Origin of the sequence: Bifidobacterium sp. N4G05, from assembly GCF_002742445.1 — a bacterium.
GTDB classification, from domain to species: Bacteria; Actinomycetota; Actinomycetes; order Actinomycetales; family Bifidobacteriaceae; genus Bifidobacterium; species Bifidobacterium hominis.
In genome coordinates this window covers 75,935-95,215 of record NZ_NJNQ01000005.1, presented here as the reverse complement: position 1 = coordinate 95,215, position 19,281 = coordinate 75,935, and the positions used below count along the sequence as shown (strand labels likewise).

Sequence of the window (19,281 nt, the reverse complement as noted above, 5' to 3'; positions counted from 1 at the left end):
CGTCACAATAGATTATCTTCAATCCACTGTGCCACACCGTCATCGTTGTTGGATGGGCAGATTTCATCTGCGATGTTCAACACATCCGGATTGGCGTTCGCTACCGCCACTCCCCTGCCGGATTTACATAGCATGGCAATGTCGACCAAATCATCGCCGAATGAGACGGTTTTGCTTATTGGCGTCTCAAAATGCTCTGCAAGCAGATCCAATGCATGTTCCTTGTTGGCTTGAGGATTCATTAACATCCACAGCGATCCCTCAGAGATGTGAACATCAAAGTCGCTGGGCACAAGAGAACCGACCTGATTCCACTGCTCATCGTTAGGGAAGATAATGAGCTTATCGGCAATACCTTCAGGAACATCGTCGAAGTCAGTGTATCGCCAAGTCTGTGTTTTCCAGTATTTCGTAACGTCGAAATTGGTGTATCTCACATCATCCATGACAATGCCGACTTCCATGCCGGGCAGTTCAGTCAACAGATTCTTGCAGACTTCGCATGCTCGCTGTGAGGAGAACCCGATTTTCTTAAGATGGCCATCTTCCGGCAGTATCGGCGAAGTAAGCATTTCATAATTTGATGAAGATGGATTGAAATCGATCAATGCTCCATTGAGATAGGCGACGGCATCAACCGGCAGTTTTTCCACGAACGAAAAGCCTGTGCTGACCGGACGTGCCGTTTCCACAGCGAAAGTCACGCCATTATCGTGCATGCGGTTAATCACATCGATGGAACGTTGTGTGAGAAAACGTTCCTCGAATGTTTCACCATCATGCAGCAAGGTACCGTCCAAATCCGCGACAACCATCGTGGTTTCTTGGGTTTTCTCGATTTTCAAAGACGTCAAATCAATCCTTCGCTCGTATGTTGCAGCCAATACTACGATAGAAACACTTCGGCCCATGGCTGGATTACAGTCATGGGCCGAAGCAAAAAGCCAATCAGATGAGGTTGAATTTCGTCATCAGACCGAGGGCGATAATGATGGCGACCCACAGTATTGCGATGATGACAGTCCAACGATTCAGGTTCTTTTCGGCGACGCCAGAGGAACCCGCATTCTGGGTGAGGCCGCCGCCGAACATATCGGACAGACCGCCACCCTTACCCTTGTGCATAAGAATCAACAGGGTGAGCAAGAGGCTGAAAATAACAAGAATAATCTGCAGCACAAGCTTGACGATGGCCATAGCGGACACGAGTGAACCTCCAGTTCGTAAACACTGTCGTTAACAATAGCGCAAGGTATTGAGAAAATCGAATAATGACCGTACCTTGAAAGATCAACTCGATAAAAACATTATTCCGCGAACATCATACCGTCGCATTCATGGTGAGCTGGCAGATTCTGGTGAGCTCATCCACATTCAGCGCGGCGCCGCCGATAAGGAATCCGTCCACATCGGGCTCGCCAATCAATTCTTCGGCATTCTTTGAAGATACGGAGCCTCCATACAGAATGCGCACAGCCTCTCCCACATGTATTCCGAAAGTCGCAGACAGATCATCCCGAATCGCTTTGGCCGCGTCCTGAGCGGATTGTGGAGTGGCCACCATTCCGGTGCCGATGGCCCATACCGGCTCATACGCTACTATCAGACGCGATGCCTCCTCGTCGGAAAGATCGCGCGTGACGTCATGCACCTGCCCCACGGCGAAATCAAGCTCAATGCCTTTGCGACGTTCCTCATAGCTTTCGCCAACGCAAAGAATCGGTTGCATGCCGGCCGCCAAAACAGCGCGTACCTGGTCCACGATGTTCGCGTCATCTTCCGGATGGTATTTACGGCGTTCAGAATGGCCGACAATTACATACGAACAGCCAAGGTGAGCGATCATATCGGCAGACACATCTCCGGTGAACGCGCCCTGCGATGTTACGGAAACAGCCTGTGCGCCGTAGCGAACCTTCAAATTGTCAGATTCGACCAACACCTGCACGCTGCGCAACGATGTGAAGGACGGCATCAATGCGATTTCACAATGGCGGTAGTCAAAATGGATGTCACGAAGTTTCCATGCGAGCTGTTGAACGAAATAGGTGGCTTCAAGATGATCGAAGTTCATCTTCCAATTGCCGGCGACCAGTGGAATTCGTTGCGATGCCATGTGTTTGCCCGTCTCCGTTCTTATTTCATTCAGTGTTAGTACGCCGTAATTTCGGTTTAGTGAAAACAAGAGGTGCTCCCCCACCTTTGTCGATAAGGGAGCACCTCCAGATTATGCGTTAAGCAATTAGTCGAGCACCTTCAGGCCCGGCAGTTCCTTGCCCTCAAGGAACTCGAGGGAAGCGCCGCCACCGGTAGAGATGTGCGAGAAGCCATCCTCCGGGAAGCCGAGGTTGCGCACTGCGGAAGCGGAGTCACCGCCACCGACAATGGTGAACGCGCCAGCTGCGGTTGCGTCGACCAAGCCCTGAGCCACGGCCTTGGTACCGGCTGCGAATGCCGGAACCTCGAACACGCCCATCGGGCCGTTCCACACGACGGTCTTGGAATCCACAATCTTGTCGTGGAAGAGCTTCTGGGAATCCGGACCGATGTCCAGACCCATCTTGTCGGCCGGAATGGCATCGGCTGCCACGACTTCCGGAGCGATGTCCTCATCGGACTTCGGGAAAACCGGGTTCACCACGATGTCGGTCGGCAGTACGAGCTCAACGCCGTTCTGCTCGGCACGATCGATGTAGCCCTTGACTGTTTCGACCTGATCCTCTTCCAGCAGGGAAGTGCCGACCTCGAGGCCCTTAGCCTTGAGGAAGGTGTAGACCATACCACCGCCGATGACCAGACGGTTGGCCTTGTCAAGCAGGTTCTCGATCACGCCGAGCTTGTCGGAAACCTTGGAACCGCCAAGCACGACGGTCAGCGGACGCTCCGGCTCGACGGTGGCGCGGGACAGAGCCTTGACTTCCTTCTCGACCAGCAGGCCGGCGGCTGCCGGCAGATCAGCTGCAACGTCGTAGTTGGAGCCCTGCGCACGGTGAACGACGCCGAAACCGTCGGACACGAACGCTTCACCGAGAGCTGCGATCTTCTTGGCGTAAGCGGAACGCTCCTCCGGATCCTTGCTGGTTTCTTCCGGGTTGTAGCGCACGTTCTGCAGCAGCACGACATCGCCATCGTTCATTGCGGCGACCTTGGCCTGAGCGTCTTCGCCGTAGGTGTCTTCAGCCAGCGGAACCTCAATACCGAGCAGCTCGCCAAGACGAGCGGCGACCGGAGCGAGGGACAGTTCCGGAACGACCTTGCCCTTCGGGCGGCCGAGGTGGGCCATCAGAATGACCTTTGCGCCTTCTTCGCGCAGAGCCTTGATGGTCGGCAGAGCGGCCTTGATGCGACCGTCATCGGTAATCGTGGTGCCGTCCAGCGGAACGTTGAAATCAGCGCGAACGAGAACGCGCTTGCCCTTGAGATCTCCAAGATCCTTGAGTGTCTTCATGTATATCCTTTCCTAGCCGCTTGTAAGCGTGGAATGGCCATATTGCCATTTACGAATAATACAAGCTCAAACGAACAAAAACACCATGCTGTTCGAAAACAGGCATGGTGTTTCGTGCAAAAACTCAATCAGACCGACTGTCGGCGCGCCTTCTCGGTTTTTTCGGCGAGCTGCAGCAGTCGGCGAATGCGACCGGCGATGGCATCCTTGGTAATCGGAGGATCGGCCAAACGTCCCAGCTGTTCCAACGACGCATCCGCATGATCGAGACGGAGCTGGCCCGCAGACTTGAGGTTATCGGGAATATCGTCGCCGAGGATTTCAAATGCCTGATGCACCTTATCACATGCTTCCGCGGCCGCCTTGGCGCTGCGGCGCATGTTGGCGTCATCGAAGTTGGCCAAACGGTTCGCCTTGCCTCGCGCTTCGCCGTCGGAACGCTTTCCAGTCCATTCGCGTGCTGAACGCGGGGCACCCATAAGGATGAGCATGCGTTCGATGGCATCAGGGTCACGCAGGGTCACGCGCTCGGAGCTGCGCAGCTTACGTGGCTTGGCGGTGATGCCCAAGCGTCGTGCAGTGGAAACTAGCGCCAGAGCGGCCTCATGGTTCGGGCATACGATCTCGAGATAGCTGGCCTTGCCCGGGTCGGACAGGCGGCCGTTCGCAAGGAACGCGCCACGCCATGCAGCTTTGATCTGCGCGATCTTGCCGTTGACGATATCGCTCGGCAGGCCAAGCACCATGTTCTTCGTGTAGCGACTGTATAGACCGGTCTGCAGCACAAGTGCCGCACTGCCCTTCGGCACGCGGATCACATAACGCTGCACCGTACCGGTCGGCGTTTGCCTAGAGACAGGAGTGAGCGTGGCTTCGTGGCCATACAGGTTCTTGATGGTGTCTTGCAGCCAAGTGGCCGCATCTTGGGAGTCGAGCTGCACCTGCACAAGAATGTGGTGATCCACCGAGTGCAAACCATTGCCGAACCGAATCATTGCCGTAGCCTGTGCCTTTTTGGCGATTGGCAATTCATTGTCGATTGCGGACAGCTCGCTTTTGACGTCATCCAGAAGAGCCAAGAGCCAACCTCCTACCTTGCTGTTCTTCCCTAAATTTCAGGCGAGTCGCGGAATCACTCCGCACCGCCACGGCTTACTGTGATACCGAATATCTTGGACAATCACAGCTTGATTTCTTTATATATGGACACTATTTTCTCATAATACGATCATTTTTCCGCTGACCGCTTATCAAGCTCACGTGCGGAAACGGAAACCGATAGCCCCCTCGCACGCAGTCGCTTGGCCAAGGCCTCGCTCATCGCAACGGAACGATGCTGTCCTCCGGTGCAACCGATTGCAATCGTCACATAATGCTTGTCTTCCTGCGCATACCCTTCGATCGCAATCGCAATCGCTTTTTCGTATGCGTCAAGGAAATCGGCGGCACCTTCGCTGGAAAGCACGTAATCGCTGACTGCCTTGTCTCGTCCGGTGAGCGAACGCAACTCCGGAACCCAGAATGGGTTCGGCAGGAATCTCACGTCGGCGACAAAATCGGCGTCGATGGGAATACCATATTTGAAACCGAAACTGAAGATGTGTACGGAAACCGTGGTCGGCCCAGATCCAAGCATGGCCTCATATAGTTTCGTGGACAGCTGATGGATGCTCAACGACGACGTGTCAATGACGATGTCCGCACGCTCCTTGAGATTCTCAAGAAGGTCACGCTCCTCGAGAATGCCGTCGATCAGCCGGTTGCCCTGTTGCAACGGATGCGGCCTGCGTACGGATTCGTATCGTTTGATCAACACCTCGTTGCTGGCGTCGAGGAACAGGATGCGTGTTTTCACACCAAGATCATCCAAATGGCTGAGCACTGCGGACAGATCGGCGAAATAATCGCGGGAACGCACATCCACGACTGCCGCAAGCTTATGGATGTTGGATCCGGTGGTCATCATCATGTCGACCAGCGGCACCAACAGTTTGGGAGGCATGTTATCGACCACATACCAGCCCATATCCTCAATACTGTTGGCCGCATGTGATCGCCCCGCACCACTCATGCCGGTGATTAGCAATACTTCAAAACCTTCGGCAGGCGAAGGAGCGCTGGCATGCGTGCCATTCGCTTGTGCGTCGATATCTTCCTGTGTCATCACAGAGCCTCCTCAAGTGCGATGCGCATGGCTTGTTCCAACCGCGCGGTGCGGTCCTGATTAATCATGCCACTCGGCGGATCATTATTCCAGATTCCCGTCATCAGGCAAACCTGCACCATTGCTTGGTACAATAGCATTTCCTCGCCGCCGATGGCGGTTCCTCCCCTTTGACGCCAAGCTTGCACCAGTTTGGTAGGACGTGGATCGTACACGACATCAAGCAATGTTCCACCCATGTTCGCATTTGACGTTTCCAAAGCTTCGGCGATACTGTCCGCAGCCAGACCAGGGATGGTGTTTACCGCCATATCTGCATGGCGTAACGCCTCAACAGCATGATCCATTCCGACAATGGTTATCGGGCGTTCCGACGGCAAATATCGTTCGGCAAGAGGTTTGAGAGCGGTATTCTTTTCGGGATGGCGAGCTACGACGATGACATGTCCGATTGCGGGGGATTCAACGCACGCGGCCAACGCTGACGTCGCCGTGTTGCCGTTGCCGATGATTACGGCCGTTCCCGAACGGTCCGTCTTCGGTTTCGTCCTGCGCGCCTGATACGAGTGTTCGAAAGCGAGCTCGATGCCTCGCACATCCGTGTTATACAGCTTGATGGCGGGAAGATTCGGATTGCCGTTGACGCAGGTCCCGTTCCAATCGAACACCGCGGTGTTGACTACCATAAGTTCCTTCGCCCACATATTGCAGGGCGTACCATACGGTTGGATTGTTTTCTTCAATGGCATGGTCAGACTGAGACCAGCCCAAGTCGGGTCAAGCGATTCGAGAAAACCTTCAAGATCGGGCTCTCCTACTTCATGCTTGTCGTACGCCCAATCATCAAGTCCTAACGCCTGATAAGCGGCATTGTGCAGCACTGGAGACAACGAATGCGCGATCGGCTTGCCCAAAACCGCGCACCGATGATTGACCTCAGTCATATTCCCTCCCTTAATACTCACCGTCATCATGCTAGCAATTCGATTATCTTTTTCCGCTACTCAATCCTAATCCATTCCATCCTTCGGGCTATTCGACGAAACTGCATCTTCCGTCGGTCGCTGCCCGTCATGGGCGTGCAACGCCTGATAAATGGCTTCGGCTTTGGCTTTCCCAACGCCTTTGACCTGCTCGAAATCCTCGACATTCGCCTCTCGCATGGCACGAACCGAACCAAAATGGTTCAGCAGACGCTTCTGATACGCCTCTCCGACGCCGGGAATATCGTCCAATGCGGAACGCAATGCACCTTTCCTTCGTGTCTGGCGATGGTAGGTAATGGCGAAACGATGCGACTCGTCACGAACACGTTGCAGCAGATACATGCCTTCGGACTGACGTTTGAGGATGATTGGATAATCGTCGTCCGGAACCCATACCTCTTCCAAACGTTTCGCCAATCCACAGACGGCCACATCATCCACGCCGCAATCCTCAAGTGCTTTCGCTGCCGCCATGACCTGCGGTTTGCCACCGTCAACTACCACGAGATTCGGCTTATAGGCGAAATGATGACGGTTGACGTTCTGCTGCACCGACGGCTCCTCGCCCTGTTCGGATGCTCGTCGTTCGTTGTCCATGCTTTCGCCGGAATCGCCTGCGATATTGCCATGCCGGAATCGACGTGTCAGCGTCTCATACAATGCGCTCAAATCGTCAAGCGCGCCTTGCCCGTCCGCGCCGCGAATGGCGAAACGACGATATTCCGACTTCTTGGCGATCGCATCCTCGAACACTACCATGGAAGCGACCTGGAACGCGCCACCAACGGTATTGGAAATGTCGTAGCATTCGATACGTAACGGTGCCTGTTCAAGCCCAAGCGCCTTGGCGACATCATTCATGGCCGTAGTGCGGGCACCCATATCGCTGATACGGCTCATTTTGCTGCGCTGCATCGACTGCTTGGCATTGTCGTTGGCACGGTCCAGGAGTTGCTTTTTATCTCCCCTGCTGACCACGCGAATGCTCACGGCACCGCCGCGCAGTCCGCTGAGCCACGATTCCAACTCCTCACGCCGGGCTGGCTCGATGGGAACGATCACCTCACGCGGCACCGGAGAGATAGGAGCGAGCAAATCCGCACGACCAGTCTGCCCCTGACGTTCATTGCGTTCTCGTGTTGCCTGTGCGCGCGCCAAAGCATTGGTCGCAGTCACGGTTTGCGTTGATCCGATGGCATTACGTTGTTCGGTGACGACAGTTGACTGGGGGGCATTGGATGTATCCCCCGCGGTTTCCGAATACACTTGTACGATGAGGTCGGCGATCAGCTCCTCGTCTGTCACATCCTCAACCCGTTCCACGCTCCAATTGCGTTCTCCGCGAATGGAACCGGCACGCACGTAAAACGCATGCACGGATGCTTCCAGCTCATCCGATTCGACGCCGAAAAAGTCGGCATCGACATCGGAATCGAACACTACGGCATTCTGCTCGACCACCGTGGACAGCATTTGGATTTGATCACGCAATCGTGCTGCCTTTTCAAACTCAAGTTCAGCACTTGCTTCTTTCATTTCGCGAGTGAGCTGTGCGATATACGATTTGCCGATGCGACCGGTCAGCACGCCGACGAGCTGCTCGCACATTTTCCGGTGTTCCGCTGCACTGATGCGCCCGACACAAGGTGCCGAACACTTGCCGATCGAAGCCAACAGGCATGGGCGCCGGGTAACTTCCGCCTTGTGATAGACGTTTTGCGAACAGGTGCGCACGGGGAAGGTTTTCAGCAGACGATCAAGACTATGCCGCAAATCCCATACCTTGGCATAGGGGCCGAAATATCTGGTATCACGACGTTTGCGGCTTCTGGTCACCCACACCCTCGGCACGCGCTCTGAGGATGAAATCGCCAAATACGGGTAGGTTTTGTCGTCTCGGAACACGACGTTGAATCGTGGATCAAACTCTTTGATCCACGTGTATTCCAATGTCAATGACTCAAGTTCGGTACCTACGACCGTCCATTCCAGGCTGCGTGCCGTAAGCACCATGGTCTGGGTACGCGGATGCAGCTGATACAACGGCTGGAAGTAGTTGGTCAAACGGTTGCGCAGGTTTTTGGCCTTGCCCACATAAATGACCCTGCCTTCGCCGTCTCGCCACTTATAGACGCCCGGCTGTGCCGGAATATCGGATGTTTTCGGACGAAACAGGTCGCGCGAATCCCCCAGCAGAGGCGCGCCATTCTTGTTAACTCTTCCGCAGGAAGGCGCATTTCCGTCAGAAAGGGCACTCCTTACGGTATCGCTGCTGTCAACGTTCATCTGCTCGGCGGTTTTGCGCCAAACTTCCGGACTGTGACGTTCAATGGGTGTGCTCACAGCATGTCCTTAAGGAATTTGCCGGTCCAGGACCGCTCGCACTGCGCCACCTGTTCCGGCGTGCCTTCAGTAACGATAGTGCCGCCTCCATCTCCGCCCTCTGGGCCAAGATCAATAAGCCAGTCAGCCGATTTGACCACATCGAGATTGTGTTCAATAACGATGACGGTATTGCCTTTGTCTACCAATCCCTGCAGGACAAGCAGTAGTTTGCGCACATCTTCAAAATGTAAGCCTGTGGTAGGTTCATCAAGAATATATACGGTTTTACCCGTAGACCTTCGTTGCAATTCCGTGGCAAGTTTCACTCGCTGCGATTCGCCTCCGGAAAGCGTTGGAGCTGGCTGTCCGAGTCGGATATATCCCAGGCCCACCTGAACGAGCGTGTCGAGATAGCGAGAAATGGAAGGATAGGCCTTGAAGAACTGGGCAGCCTCTTCGATTGGCATGTCAAGCACATCGGCAACGGATTTGCCGTTGTATTTCACTTCCAGCGTTTCGCGATTGTAACGTTTGCCATGGCATTCCTCGCAGTCCACGTACACGTCCGGCAGGAAGTTCATTTCGATTTTCAGCGTGCCGTCGCCGTGGCAGGCTTCGCACCGTCCGCCCTTGACATTGAACGAAAAACGTCCTGGACCATATCCGCGTACCTGAGCTTCGGGAGTCTTAGCAAACAACGTGCGGATTTTGTCCCATACTCCGGTATAGGTGGCCGGATTGGAACGAGGGGTACGCCCAATCGGGTTCTGATCGACGTGGATCACTTTGTCGCACTGGTCCACGCCTTCCACCCGGGTATGCTTGCCGGGCACGATGCGTGCGCCGTTAAGTTTGTCGGCAAGCACCGGATACAGAATCTGATTGACCAAAGTGGACTTGCCGGAACCGGAAACACCCGTCACGCAGGTGAAGACTCCCAGTGGGAAATTAACCGTCAGATCCTTCAGATTGTTTTCACGGGCTCCGACCACGCGCAGTTGTTTGGTTTTGCGTACTTTGCGTCGGGACTGTGGCACTTCGATCTTTCTACGACCGGCGATATAGTCTCCTGTAACCGAGCGTGGAGCGTCAATGAGCTTTTTTGCGGGGCCAGAATAGATGACCTCGCCACCATGCTCGCCAGCTCCCGGTCCGATGTCGATGACCCAGTCGGCATTCTTGATGGTGTCCTCATCATGCTCCACGACAATCAGCGTATTGCCGAGATCGCGTAGGTGATGCAACGTGGTGATCAGGCGTTCGTTGTCTCGCTGATGCAAGCCGATGGACGGTTCGTCAAGTACATACATCACGCCCACCAGTCCGGAACCGATCTGCGTCGCCAAACGGATACGCTGTGCCTCGCCGCCAGACAAGGTCTTGGCCGCACGGGACAACGTCAGGTAGTTGAGTCCGACGTCGTTGAGGAATCCAAGGCGGGCACGAATCTCCTTCAGAACTTCGCCTGCGATTTGGGCGGCCGATCCTTCAAGTTGCAAGCCGTTCGCCCATGCGAGGCTTGTCTCGGCGGACATGTCACACACGTCGGCGATGGACTCGCCGCCAACGGTCACTGCCAATACCTCAGGGCGAAGTCTACGTCCCTGGCATGCCTGGCATGGCACTTCGCGCATGTACGATTCGTAGTACTGTTTCATCTGGTCGGAATCGGTCTCGTCGTGCCTGCGCATCAGTGTGCGCACTACACCTTCAAAACCGGTGGAGTATTCGCGCATGCGACCCCAACGATTACGATATGAGACTTGAACCTTGAAATCGCGCCCATACATGATGGCCTGACGAGCCTCCTCCGGAAGATCTTTCCAAGGAGTGTCAAGATCGAATCCCATCTCATCGCCGAGCCCCTCAAGCACATGACGGTAATATTCGCCAGTGCCTTTGGTCATGCCCCACGGTTCGATGGCATTCTCGTTCAGGGTTTTGCTGGGATCGGGAATCACTAGTTCCGGATCAATCTCCAGCTTGTATCCGATGCCGGTGCACACGGGGCAGGCGCCGTACGGCGCATTGAATGAGAATGTACGAGGCTCGATCTCGTCAAGCTCAAGCTGATGGCCGTTCGGACATGCTCGTTTCTCGGAAAACGGTTTGCGGCGGCCGGGATCCTTCTCATCCAAATCCACAAAATCAGCTACAACGATACCCTTGGCGAGTTTCAACGCGGTTTCAATGGAATCGGTCAAACGCTGACGAATGCCGTCTTTGACCACCAGTCGGTCCACCACCACTTCGATGGTGTGCTTCTTCTGCTTGGCAAGTTTGATATCGTCAGACAGCTGCTTCTTCTCGCCGTCGATCAGCACGCGCGCGTAGCCGTCGCCTCGTAACAGATTAAGTAAGTCCTCGAACTCTCCTTTACGCCCGCGAACGACCGGTGCGAGTATCTGGAATCGTGTACGTTCCGGATACTGCAGCAGCGCATCCACCATTTGCTGTGGCGTCTGCGCACTTACCAACGCGCCGCATTCCGGGCAATGTGGAACGCCCGTACGTGCGAACAGCAGTCGCAGGTAATCGTAAATCTCCGTAATCGTACCGACTGTCGAACGCGGATTACGATTCGTGGTCTTCTGATCAATCGACACGGCCGGGCTCAAGCCTTCGATGAAATCGACATCCGGCTTGTCCATCTGCCCCAGGAACTGCCTCGCGTACGCCGACAGTGACTCCACATACCTGCGTTGGCCTTCGGCGAACAGCGTGTCGAACGCAAGCGAGGATTTGCCGGAGCCAGACAACCCTGTGAACACCACCATGCGATTGCGTGGAAACTCAAGGTCCACGTTCTTCAGATTATGCTCACGAGCGCCCTGGATGATGATTTTGAGGTCGTTGGGTAGGTGTTTGAGGTCGGCTGTGAGTGATCCGTTTTTTGGTTTGAGGGGGGCTTTTTTGATTTCTTTTGTGAGGAATGCGTCGCTGGTGAGTATGCGTTCGATTATGGTTTCGCCGTTTGTCGTGTTGTTGTGTTTGGTTGTCACGGCTTGCCTCCGCTGTGGGTGTTTTGGGTTCTGGTTGTTTAGGATACCTTATTTTTTATTGTGATTTCGAACGGGTGTTCTATTTGTGGTGTGTTGTTTTCCATTGGTATTGGGTGTGGAGTATTGCTATTGCGTCGTTGATGGGGATGCGTTCTTGTTCAATTCGTAGGTAGGTTGTGTTTTTTCCGGTGCAGAGTTGTTCGTATAGGTTTCTTTCGTTTGATGTGAGTTTTGGTGTTGGTTTGGGGGTGCGTGTTTTGAGGGGTTTGTTTTTGGTGTCGAGTTTGGTGCCGTATGGTTCGTATGTTTTGTATGCGTTGGTGTCCATGAGTATGGAGTCGCAGGTGATGCCGGTTTCGCGTAGTTCGGAGAGTATTTCGAGGCCGTCGGCGTCCATGTCTCCCCAGTAGATGATGTTGGGTGTGGTTGTGAGCCATGGTAGTAGTGTTTTGATTCGGGTTGCTGCGTGTCCGCTGCCGAATATGCAGATGGCGTGTTCTGTTGTGGGTATGGCTTGGTAGGTGTCTTTGTTTTCCACGATGATGATGTGGGTGATGTCGTGTGGTGTGTTGTTTGTCCATGGTTGTGTCACGATGAGGTCTGGTTGGTTGTGGTGTTGTGTGTCGAGGTATCGGAGTCGGATTTCGCCGGGTCGTTCGTTGAGAGCCAGTTGTTCTCGGTTGAGGAGTTTGCATATTGCTTTGCGGCGGTTTGATGTTGCGTTGCCTAGCCATTTTGCGCTGAATCCGGGGATGGGGATCATGCGTGGGGTCATGTTTTCGGTGTTGTGGTCGGCGAAGTAGTGTGCGGCTCGTGTGATGAGGTTGAAGTCGGTGTCGTCATGGTCTTTGAGGATTTTGGCGATGCTTATGGAGGTGTTTTCGTCGAGGTTGAATTGGTTGGCGATGGCGTGCGCGCGTTGGTGTTCGCGTTGGTAGAGTTTGCATGTTTGTGGTGTGGCGATGTTGAGGGCCGTGTCGAGGTCGGGTATGGTGACTGAGTCGATGAGCTGGCTGGTTTGTCGGACGATTCCGTTGGAGATGATTTTGGTTTTCTCGCTGGTTTCGCAGTGGTAGTGCTGTGCCCAGTTGCGGATGGCGTCGTCTTGGGTGCGGATGTGTGCGTAGTGTGTTTCGAGTTCGGCTTGTCTGGGTAGTCGGATGATTTTGCGCAATGGCCAGGGGGTGTTGGCGTCATACATGTGCTTGGTGAGATAGTCGGTGACGTATCTGTTGAGTTGGCTGTAGATGTCGCTGTTGGTGCTTCTGGCCGTTGTCATGGTTATGCCTCTGTTGCGGGGTTTGTCTGTTCGCTGGTGATGGGTTGCGTTTCGTTTTGCGCGATGGTCGCGCTGTCGAGTTCCTGCAGGTATGAGTTGCCGGTGGTTGGGTCCTTGTATGCCACGTATGCTCTGTTGGAGACGTTGAGGATTTCCGCGGTTTTGCTTTCCGGGGCGGAGACGATGATTTGGAAGCCGAGTCGTGGCAGTACGGTGAGCGCGCGTTTGGTGTAGCGGCCGTCGGCTTTGATGAGTGCTTCGTCGAGGAAGAGCGTGGTGTAGGTGGGGTGTGCGGTGAGGTCTCCGCCGAGTAGGTAGATGAGGGCTGCACCGTAGACGAATGAGGTGAGTTCTTGCAGGGCTCCGCCGGATTTTCCTCCGGTGGAGCTGATGCGTTCGTCGGGGGCGTTGTTGTGGTGCACGATTGCGTAGAACGAGCTGCGTACGCGTGGGTCGAGGTTGCGTGCGCCGTATTCTTTGATGCCGTTGGCGTCGTGTATTTTTTCGAGTTCGTTGTTCAGTCTGTTGATGAATGTTTCGCAGTTGTTGAATGCTTTGCGTGTTTCTGTGGGGTTGTTGGTTGCGTTGCGTGTCCAGTCTTCGAGTTTTGACAGGATGCGGCTGAGGGAGGTTTCGAATTGGCGGTCGGTGGGGCTAAAGGTCACGTCGAGTGATAGTCTGCCGCCTCGTGGGCCGAATTGTTGCTCTTTGAGCATGCTGTTGATGCGGTTGAGCTGTTCTTTGATGTTTTCTTCGTCGGTGCGTAGCGCGCGGTTGAGCTGTTGGAAGCTCATGTAGAGTTTTTTGACGCTGTTGGCGTATTCTTCGTCGGTTGCTGCGCGGGTGACGAGCATGTTGAGTTCGTTGAGTTCGTCGAGGAAGTATCGGTAGTCTTCCACGCTTGCCATGACGGTGTTGTCGTCTGTGGAGTGGTTTTTGAGGTAGTCGTCCATGATGCGTTCCGTGTCAGCGCGCAGTTGGTTGGCTCTGGCGTTGATTTCTTGGATTCGAGTGCGTGCGATGCGTGATATGTTGCGTAGCACGCGCGTGTGGAATGGTGTTTCGTTTTCATGGTCGAAGAGGCCTGCGATGAGTTTCGGCCGGTCTTGCGCGTGCACGGATGCGCCGAAGCAGCTGTCGTATGCGTCGGCGAGTAGGTTCGACACCATGCTGGATAGTGTGGAGTCATCGAAATCGGTGTTGCCATGGGCGTCGAGCCATGATTGTTCGGCTTGGACGGCGTGTTGGGCGTTGTCAAGGTCGTTTTCGGCTTGATACTGGTTTTTGTTTTCGGCGGTGGCTTGTTGGCTGAGCTGTTTCAGTTCGGCTTGTAGTTGGCCGAGTTCCGGGTTGCCTTCGATGCGTTCGATCTGCTTGCGGATTCGTGTTTCCTGTTCCTGCAGTCCGTCCACGTCGATTTTGTTCCATGGCATGTCGGCTATGATTCGTGCGAGCTCATGCTCGTCTTGCAGCAGGCTGATGGCGTTGGACATTTGTTCGATTTGACGGTCGGCGTCGTTCAACGCCCGTTCGGCCTTGTCGAGCTGGTTTTTCAGTTCGGCCAAGTATTGTTCGTTCATGAAGCCGATGACTTGGTGCAGTCCTTTGCTGCCGTGGAATCCACGGTCGCCGGATTTGATCTGACCATCGGCCTGCACCTGTCGTTCAATGCGGTTCGAATCGTCGATGGCATGAACGCAACGCGCGTCGAAGTGCGGTGACGTCGTCTGCGTTTTCAGCCATCCGACGAACGGCGAATCCTCCCGATACTGCAGTTTCGACGACATCCAGCCCTCACTGCTGGAGGAATCGTATCGCATGCCGGTATCGACGAACCGCCAGGTGCGGCGCGTCATGAGGTTCGGGTCGATGGCGCTGATCTTCGCCGCGAATCCTTGTTCGTGGCGTTTGTCGACGAGAATGGTTTGCGCGATGGGCGCGTAGGCGACGTTCATTGCCAAGCGCCACTGTTCATTCTGTTCGTTCACGTCCATCAGTTCGGCCACATACGGCAGTTCAGACGCGTCCAGTCCGGTCGCCCGCATGATGAGCGTGCGCGCGTCGTCCATATCGTCGCTGATGCGTGTTTTGTGCGCGAGCTTGCGCTGGTAGTCCCGTCGTAGGATGTCACGGTCGCGCTGCCGGTCGTGACGCTCCCCCACCAATTGTCGGAATTTGACGTTCGCATCCCGCAGTCGTTCCTCATACGTGTCAAACGTTTCGGCAAGTATGGCGCGTTTGGCGTCCCATGCTTGCTCGCTATCGGGAAGCCTGTATTCGACCTGTTCGAATCGTTCGGCTATGGCATGTCGTTGCCTGCGCGCCTCGTCAATGTCCTGGCGCACGCGTTGCAGATCTTTGCCGAGCTGCTGCAGGCTGCCGCCGTCGATGCCGCGGATGCGTTCCTTAATGGCGTCGACTCGCGTGTTGAGCTCGCCGACGCGTTGTTTCGCCCGGTCGATGGTCTCCTGCGATTCCCTGACCTTGCGTTGCATGGCCGGCAGCCCCGCGCGCACTTCGCCGGCCATGCGCGAGCACGCCCATACGGACAGCGTCTCGCCGCCATGCTCGCTGTCAGGATTGATGAGCTCGTATTCGCGTCGTTCGCTGGTTTGCTTCGCGTATTCGCCGTAACGTGTCTGAATGTTCTGCAGGATGGCGACGCGGGCCATTTTGTCTTCCATGCTGCGGAAGTTCTCGTTGAACCGGTTGTAGTCGTTGACGGTTTCGCGGGCGAGAGGGATGGATTCCGGTATGTCGAGCACGCCCTGTTTGAAAATGTCGTCGAGTTTCGAGGGTGCGTCCGCCGATTGGATTTTATGCAGGAGACGGCAGGCGTCGGCGCTCAATCCCGTGTCTTGCCAGACGGAGGCGTGGAAAGCCGCGGCGTTGGCATGCGTGGTGCATTCCGGATAGGTTTTTTCGAACATGGACCGGGTGAATGGCGTGTCGCGGTACTGGTCCATGAGCCGTGGGTCGATGGTTCGATTCCACGTGACATACCGGCGGCGCAGGCCGTCCTGCCCGTCTCCGGCGCTCAGATAGAGGAATTTGCCGCAGGAAAGCAGGCCTCCGTCGGTTTTGTTCACGTATGTGTCGACGATCGCTCCCCAAATGTTCTGCGGAACGCCGTCCGCGTCCCTGCCACGCAGGAAGATCGGCGTTTCGCCGTTCTCACTGTCGCTCACGCCGATCATGCCACGCAGATAGGTGTAGTCGTTACGTTCCGAACGACCGGAATTCGACGCCTTATTGTAGGGGGTTCCGGATGGGTAAAGCAGCGAGATCTGCGCGTCGACGAGAGTGGATTTGCCTGATTCGCTGGCGCCGGCGAGCAGCGTCACAGGCATGGTGTCGTCCATGGATGGGCGGAATTCATGCCAGCCTCCATATGAGCCCCAGTTGACGATCTGTCGGCTTTGCAGCATCCACCTGTCGGAAACGATCTTCATGCCGTCTGCCATCAGTGCTCCTCCTCATTGAAACGGTCGTCGTCGATGTTGAAATCGAATGCGTCTTGTTCCATACCGGCCGTCATCCTGTCGTCCGTACCGGCAATGTCGTTGTCGTCGGCGGGTACGCTCCCGTCCGCGGCTCCGGATCCGAGCCACTGGTCGGCAAGATTCCTGTCAAGCACCATGGGCACCAGGGGCGTGAGAACGTACATGTCGTCGTCCTCGGTCGGCGCGAGATACCCGTAGGTGCGCATGCGCGAGACGATGGACGTGATCTTCCTCGCCGTGCCCTCCTCGTCGTTGCTGGCGGTGAGGAATCCCGCGCCGGTGGCGAGCAGCGCGCGGATGTCGTCGAAACTGATGAGCCAATCGCACGGTTCGGCGTTCTGGTTCTCGTATTCCAACACCTTGATGCGAAGCGCGGCAAGCGTGGCGGCCTCCTCGCGGGTCAGGCTCATGCGTGTTTTCAACGAACGGATGCTTGTTTCCGAATCGGTGACCGGCGACGCGTACATGATGTGATATTTCGTATTGTCGACCAGTCTGAGCATGTCGTTGTTGAGCGAACGTTCCACAGCCTCGCGGTGCTCGCAGGCATGGTCGTACAGGCTTCCATCGATGTAACGTTCGCGTTTGAGCGCGATCGCTGCCATGCGCGCCTCGATGGGCATGTCGCCGGTATCGCCGTTGAACAGCGCGGGCATGGCCTGCGGACTGTCCGATCCTTCGAACGACGGTTCGTTTCCCGTCGGTGTCTCTTCTTCGATGCTGGTTTCGATGTCGTCCGTCATGCTTATTTCTCCTCGATGATGTCGTCGAGCGTTGCTTCGGTGGTGAGAATGGGTTTGGTGCGCCATACGCGTTCGCTGCCGTCGATCGATACGCAGTGCCATGTCACGTATGACGAGTCGTCCTGCGTGCGCAGGGCGCTGAGGAAGCCGACCAGTTCGCTCTCCCTCCGTTCGTTTTTCGGCAGCCGGTTGAAGCTTTCCGCAAGATCCACGAACATGCCGTCCGATGTCGTCGCCGGATTGCGGCGAATAAGCCTGATCATGCGTGTCAGACGCGGCCCGCATATTTCGACCATGTTCTTGAGGTCGGGCGCTTCGACGGTCGCCGTTGGAGCGTCGTTCAGACTGGACGATATGGCTCGCGCCATTGACTTGGCCGGCCGTGACGGCAATGCTTGGAACTGCGCCTGCCCCGCGCCCGTATGGTAGGGGCGTGACGGATCGTTGGGATTGGCTTTGGCTTCGGCGCTGGTCTTCGCGAACAGCTGGTTGAGTTTGACGAGCATGGTCCGGTAGCTGGTGTCCGTCTGCTGGCGTACAAGACGGCTGACCGCCTCATCGGACGTGCGGATCTGCCGGCGCACGTCTTCGATACCCTCGTAGATGCGTTTGAGTTCGGAACGCACCTGATTGAGCAGCACGCTCGGCTCGCCATCCAAATACGGGTTTCTGGCGATGTCTCGCACTGCATCGTCGATTTCGCGCCTGCCCTCGTCGGTGACGATGACCTGGAACGCGTCTTCGAAACGGCGTCCGCTATCGGATTCGCGGAACGCTCGTCGATATTCGTCATGGTATGCGGTGAGGATGCTTTCCACGCTCAGAGCGCCGGCCTGCATGCGCCGGCGTAGCGCGTCGCCGTTGTCCCGTTCGGACAGGGCAAGCTCACGCAGATCGATGGGCACGCCACGCAGGGTGTTGTGAATCACGCCGATGATGTCGCCGACCTGTTCGGACGTGAGCTTCTCCAGAGCCTCGCTATGCTCCAGTTCGTCGATCTCCTTCTGCCGTTCCTCGATGTCTTTCTTCAGCAGGCGGATGCGTTCACGCGGATCAGCGGTCAACTGCATGCGCGCGTTTTCGATTTCCATGATGATGCTGTTGGCCTGCGCGCCGGACAACGCTTTCGTGGTGTCTTCAAGCCTATCGAGCGCTTCGATGGCGCGGTGCGCTCGCGCGGTGAGCCGGTACAGGTAGCGATGCGAGGCCACGTCCATGGAATTGGCGAGCCAGGCGTAGTCGCTCTCCCCCTCGCGGGTAAGGTCAAGCAGGATCGAATGTGCGGCGTCGCGTGCGGTTTGCCCGTCTTTCAACGTGTGGCCGCCGGTTTCGATAAGCCTGTTGAGGCTGCGTACGAACCGCTCTTCTACGATTTCGCGCGGCAGTTCACCGGTCAACGGGTCAAACGTGGATCGCAACAGTGCGACATACAGCATGGAATTGGCGCGCAGCAGCAACCGTAGCACGCCGGTTTCGTATACGGATCGGAGTCGCTCCATCTCCCGTCTGATTTCAGCCAACAATACGCCTTTCCACGTGTTCCGATGCCTTGACGCAAGTTTTCATTGTAAACGAAAACATGAAAAAGACGCCGCATTTACAGTACGAATGCGACGTCTTTTCCATGTCTACGAAAGAGGGAAACCTACCTCCGTCCAGTTTCAGGCTAGATGCTCATGCTCATGAGCTGGGCCGCGTACTCCTCCACTAGTTCGCTGTCCCGTTCCGTCCACTCGTGGCTGGCGGAATCGTCCGGCACGAAAATAATGTCGCTGTTCTCATTCATTTGTTTTTACCTCCGTCCGTTCCGCTCTCCCCCGGCATCGTTGCC

General features: G+C 55.7%; 13 protein-coding genes. All 13 read right to left on the bottom strand.

Features of this window, described 5'->3' with window-relative positions; genetic code table 11:
- Window positions 1-2: 2 nt before the first annotated feature.
- The 13 genes from CE153_RS06405 to CE153_RS06345 all read right to left on the bottom strand — a co-directional run bounded on the left by CE153_RS06405 (window position 3) and on the right by CE153_RS06345 (window position 18,949).
- The gene (locus CE153_RS06405; RefSeq protein WP_099595600.1) at window positions 3-815 is read right to left on the bottom strand and encodes an HAD family hydrolase; all 813 of its coding nucleotides are present in this window, start codon (window positions 813-815) and stop codon (window positions 3-5) included.
- A 133-nt stretch (window positions 816-948) separates the two neighbouring features.
- Window positions 949-1,197 carry a preprotein translocase subunit SecG gene (secG, locus tag CE153_RS06400; protein ID WP_099571845.1) on the bottom strand — a complete coding sequence of 83 codons (249 nt, stop codon included), beginning with the start codon at window positions 1,195-1,197 and terminating at the stop codon, window positions 949-951.
- Window positions 1,198-1,321: 124 nt separating this feature from the next.
- Window positions 1,322-2,116, bottom strand: coding sequence for a triose-phosphate isomerase (gene tpiA / locus CE153_RS06395; RefSeq protein WP_099595599.1), 795 nt, complete (start codon window positions 2,114-2,116; stop codon window positions 1,322-1,324).
- A 126-nt stretch (window positions 2,117-2,242) separates the two neighbouring features.
- Window positions 2,243-3,448 (bottom strand): phosphoglycerate kinase, encoded by a 1,206-nt coding sequence (locus tag CE153_RS06390; RefSeq protein WP_099571843.1) that lies wholly within the window; start codon window positions 3,446-3,448, stop codon window positions 2,243-2,245.
- Window positions 3,449-3,576: 128 nt separating this feature from the next.
- Entirely contained in the window at window positions 3,577-4,527 is a 951-nt protein-coding gene (gene whiA, locus CE153_RS06385) for a DNA-binding protein WhiA (RefSeq protein WP_099571842.1), read from the bottom strand.
- 149 nt (window positions 4,528-4,676) lie between these two features.
- Window positions 4,677-5,612 (bottom strand): RNase adapter RapZ, encoded by a 936-nt coding sequence (gene rapZ, locus CE153_RS06380; RefSeq protein WP_099595598.1) that lies wholly within the window; start codon window positions 5,610-5,612, stop codon window positions 4,677-4,679.
- Window positions 5,612-6,556 (bottom strand): shikimate dehydrogenase family protein, encoded by a 945-nt coding sequence (locus tag CE153_RS06375; RefSeq protein ID WP_099595597.1) that lies wholly within the window; start codon window positions 6,554-6,556, stop codon window positions 5,612-5,614. The genes rapZ and CE153_RS06375 overlap by 1 nt, the downstream gene beginning before the upstream one ends.
- Window positions 6,557-6,622: 66 nt before the next feature.
- Window positions 6,623-8,941: an excinuclease ABC subunit UvrC gene (gene uvrC / locus CE153_RS06370; RefSeq protein WP_099595596.1), complete on the bottom strand. Its 2,319-nt coding sequence runs from the start codon at window positions 8,939-8,941 to the stop codon at window positions 6,623-6,625.
- Window positions 8,938-11,925 (bottom strand): excinuclease ABC subunit UvrA, encoded by a 2,988-nt coding sequence (uvrA, locus tag CE153_RS06365; protein WP_180753429.1) that lies wholly within the window; start codon window positions 11,923-11,925, stop codon window positions 8,938-8,940. Before uvrA ends, uvrC begins: the two co-directional genes overlap by 4 nt.
- A gap of 79 nt (window positions 11,926-12,004) precedes the next feature.
- Complete coding sequence (locus tag CE153_RS06360; RefSeq protein ID WP_236824485.1) at window positions 12,005-13,126, bottom strand: DUF3322 and DUF2220 domain-containing protein; 1,122 nt, start codon at window positions 13,124-13,126, stop codon at window positions 12,005-12,007.
- Between the two features lie 80 nt (window positions 13,127-13,206).
- Complete coding sequence (locus CE153_RS06355) at window positions 13,207-16,668, bottom strand: ATP-binding protein (RefSeq protein WP_099595594.1); 3,462 nt, start codon at window positions 16,666-16,668, stop codon at window positions 13,207-13,209.
- A complete protein-coding gene (locus tag CE153_RS06350) occupies window positions 16,668-17,363 on the bottom strand; it encodes a DUF4194 domain-containing protein (protein ID WP_442861972.1) in 696 nt (231 codons plus the stop codon). The genes CE153_RS06355 and CE153_RS06350 overlap by 1 nt, the downstream gene beginning before the upstream one ends.
- A gap of 89 nt (window positions 17,364-17,452) precedes the next feature.
- Window positions 17,453-18,949, bottom strand: a complete 1,497-nt coding sequence (locus tag CE153_RS06345) for a DUF3375 domain-containing protein (RefSeq protein ID WP_099595592.1) — start codon at window positions 18,947-18,949, stop codon at window positions 17,453-17,455.
- Window positions 18,950-19,281 lie beyond the last annotated feature (332 nt).

Bases quoted from the DNA above. Each gene is read 5' to 3' on its own strand.
- CE153_RS06390 (WP_099571843.1), bottom strand. From the start codon at position 3,448: ATGAAGACACTCAAGGATCTTGGAGATCTCAAGGGCAAGCGCGTTCTC.
- CE153_RS06375 (WP_099595597.1), bottom strand. From the start codon at position 6,556: ATGACTGAGGTCAATCATCGGTGCGCGGTTTTGGGCAAGCCGATCGCG.
- tpiA (WP_099595599.1), bottom strand. From the start codon at position 2,116: ATGGCATCGCAACGAATTCCACTGGTCGCCGGCAATTGGAAGATGAAC.
- CE153_RS06360 (WP_236824485.1), bottom strand. From the start codon at position 13,126: ATGTATGACGCCAACACCCCCTGGCCATTGCGCAAAATCATCCGACTA.
- rapZ (WP_099595598.1), bottom strand. From the start codon at position 5,612: ATGACACAGGAAGATATCGACGCACAAGCGAATGGCACGCATGCCAGC.
- CE153_RS06355 (WP_099595594.1), bottom strand. From the start codon at position 16,668: ATGGCAGACGGCATGAAGATCGTTTCCGACAGGTGGATGCTGCAAAGC.
- CE153_RS06345 (WP_099595592.1), bottom strand. From the start codon at position 18,949: ATGGAGCGACTCCGATCCGTATACGAAACCGGCGTGCTACGGTTGCTG.
- CE153_RS06350 (WP_442861972.1), bottom strand. From the start codon at position 17,363: ATGCCCGCGCTGTTCAACGGCGATACCGGCGACATGCCCATCGAGGCG.
- CE153_RS06405 (WP_099595600.1), bottom strand. From the start codon at position 815: ATGGTTGTCGCGGATTTGGACGGTACCTTGCTGCATGATGGTGAAACA.
- secG (WP_099571845.1), bottom strand. From the start codon at position 1,197: ATGGCCATCGTCAAGCTTGTGCTGCAGATTATTCTTGTTATTTTCAGC.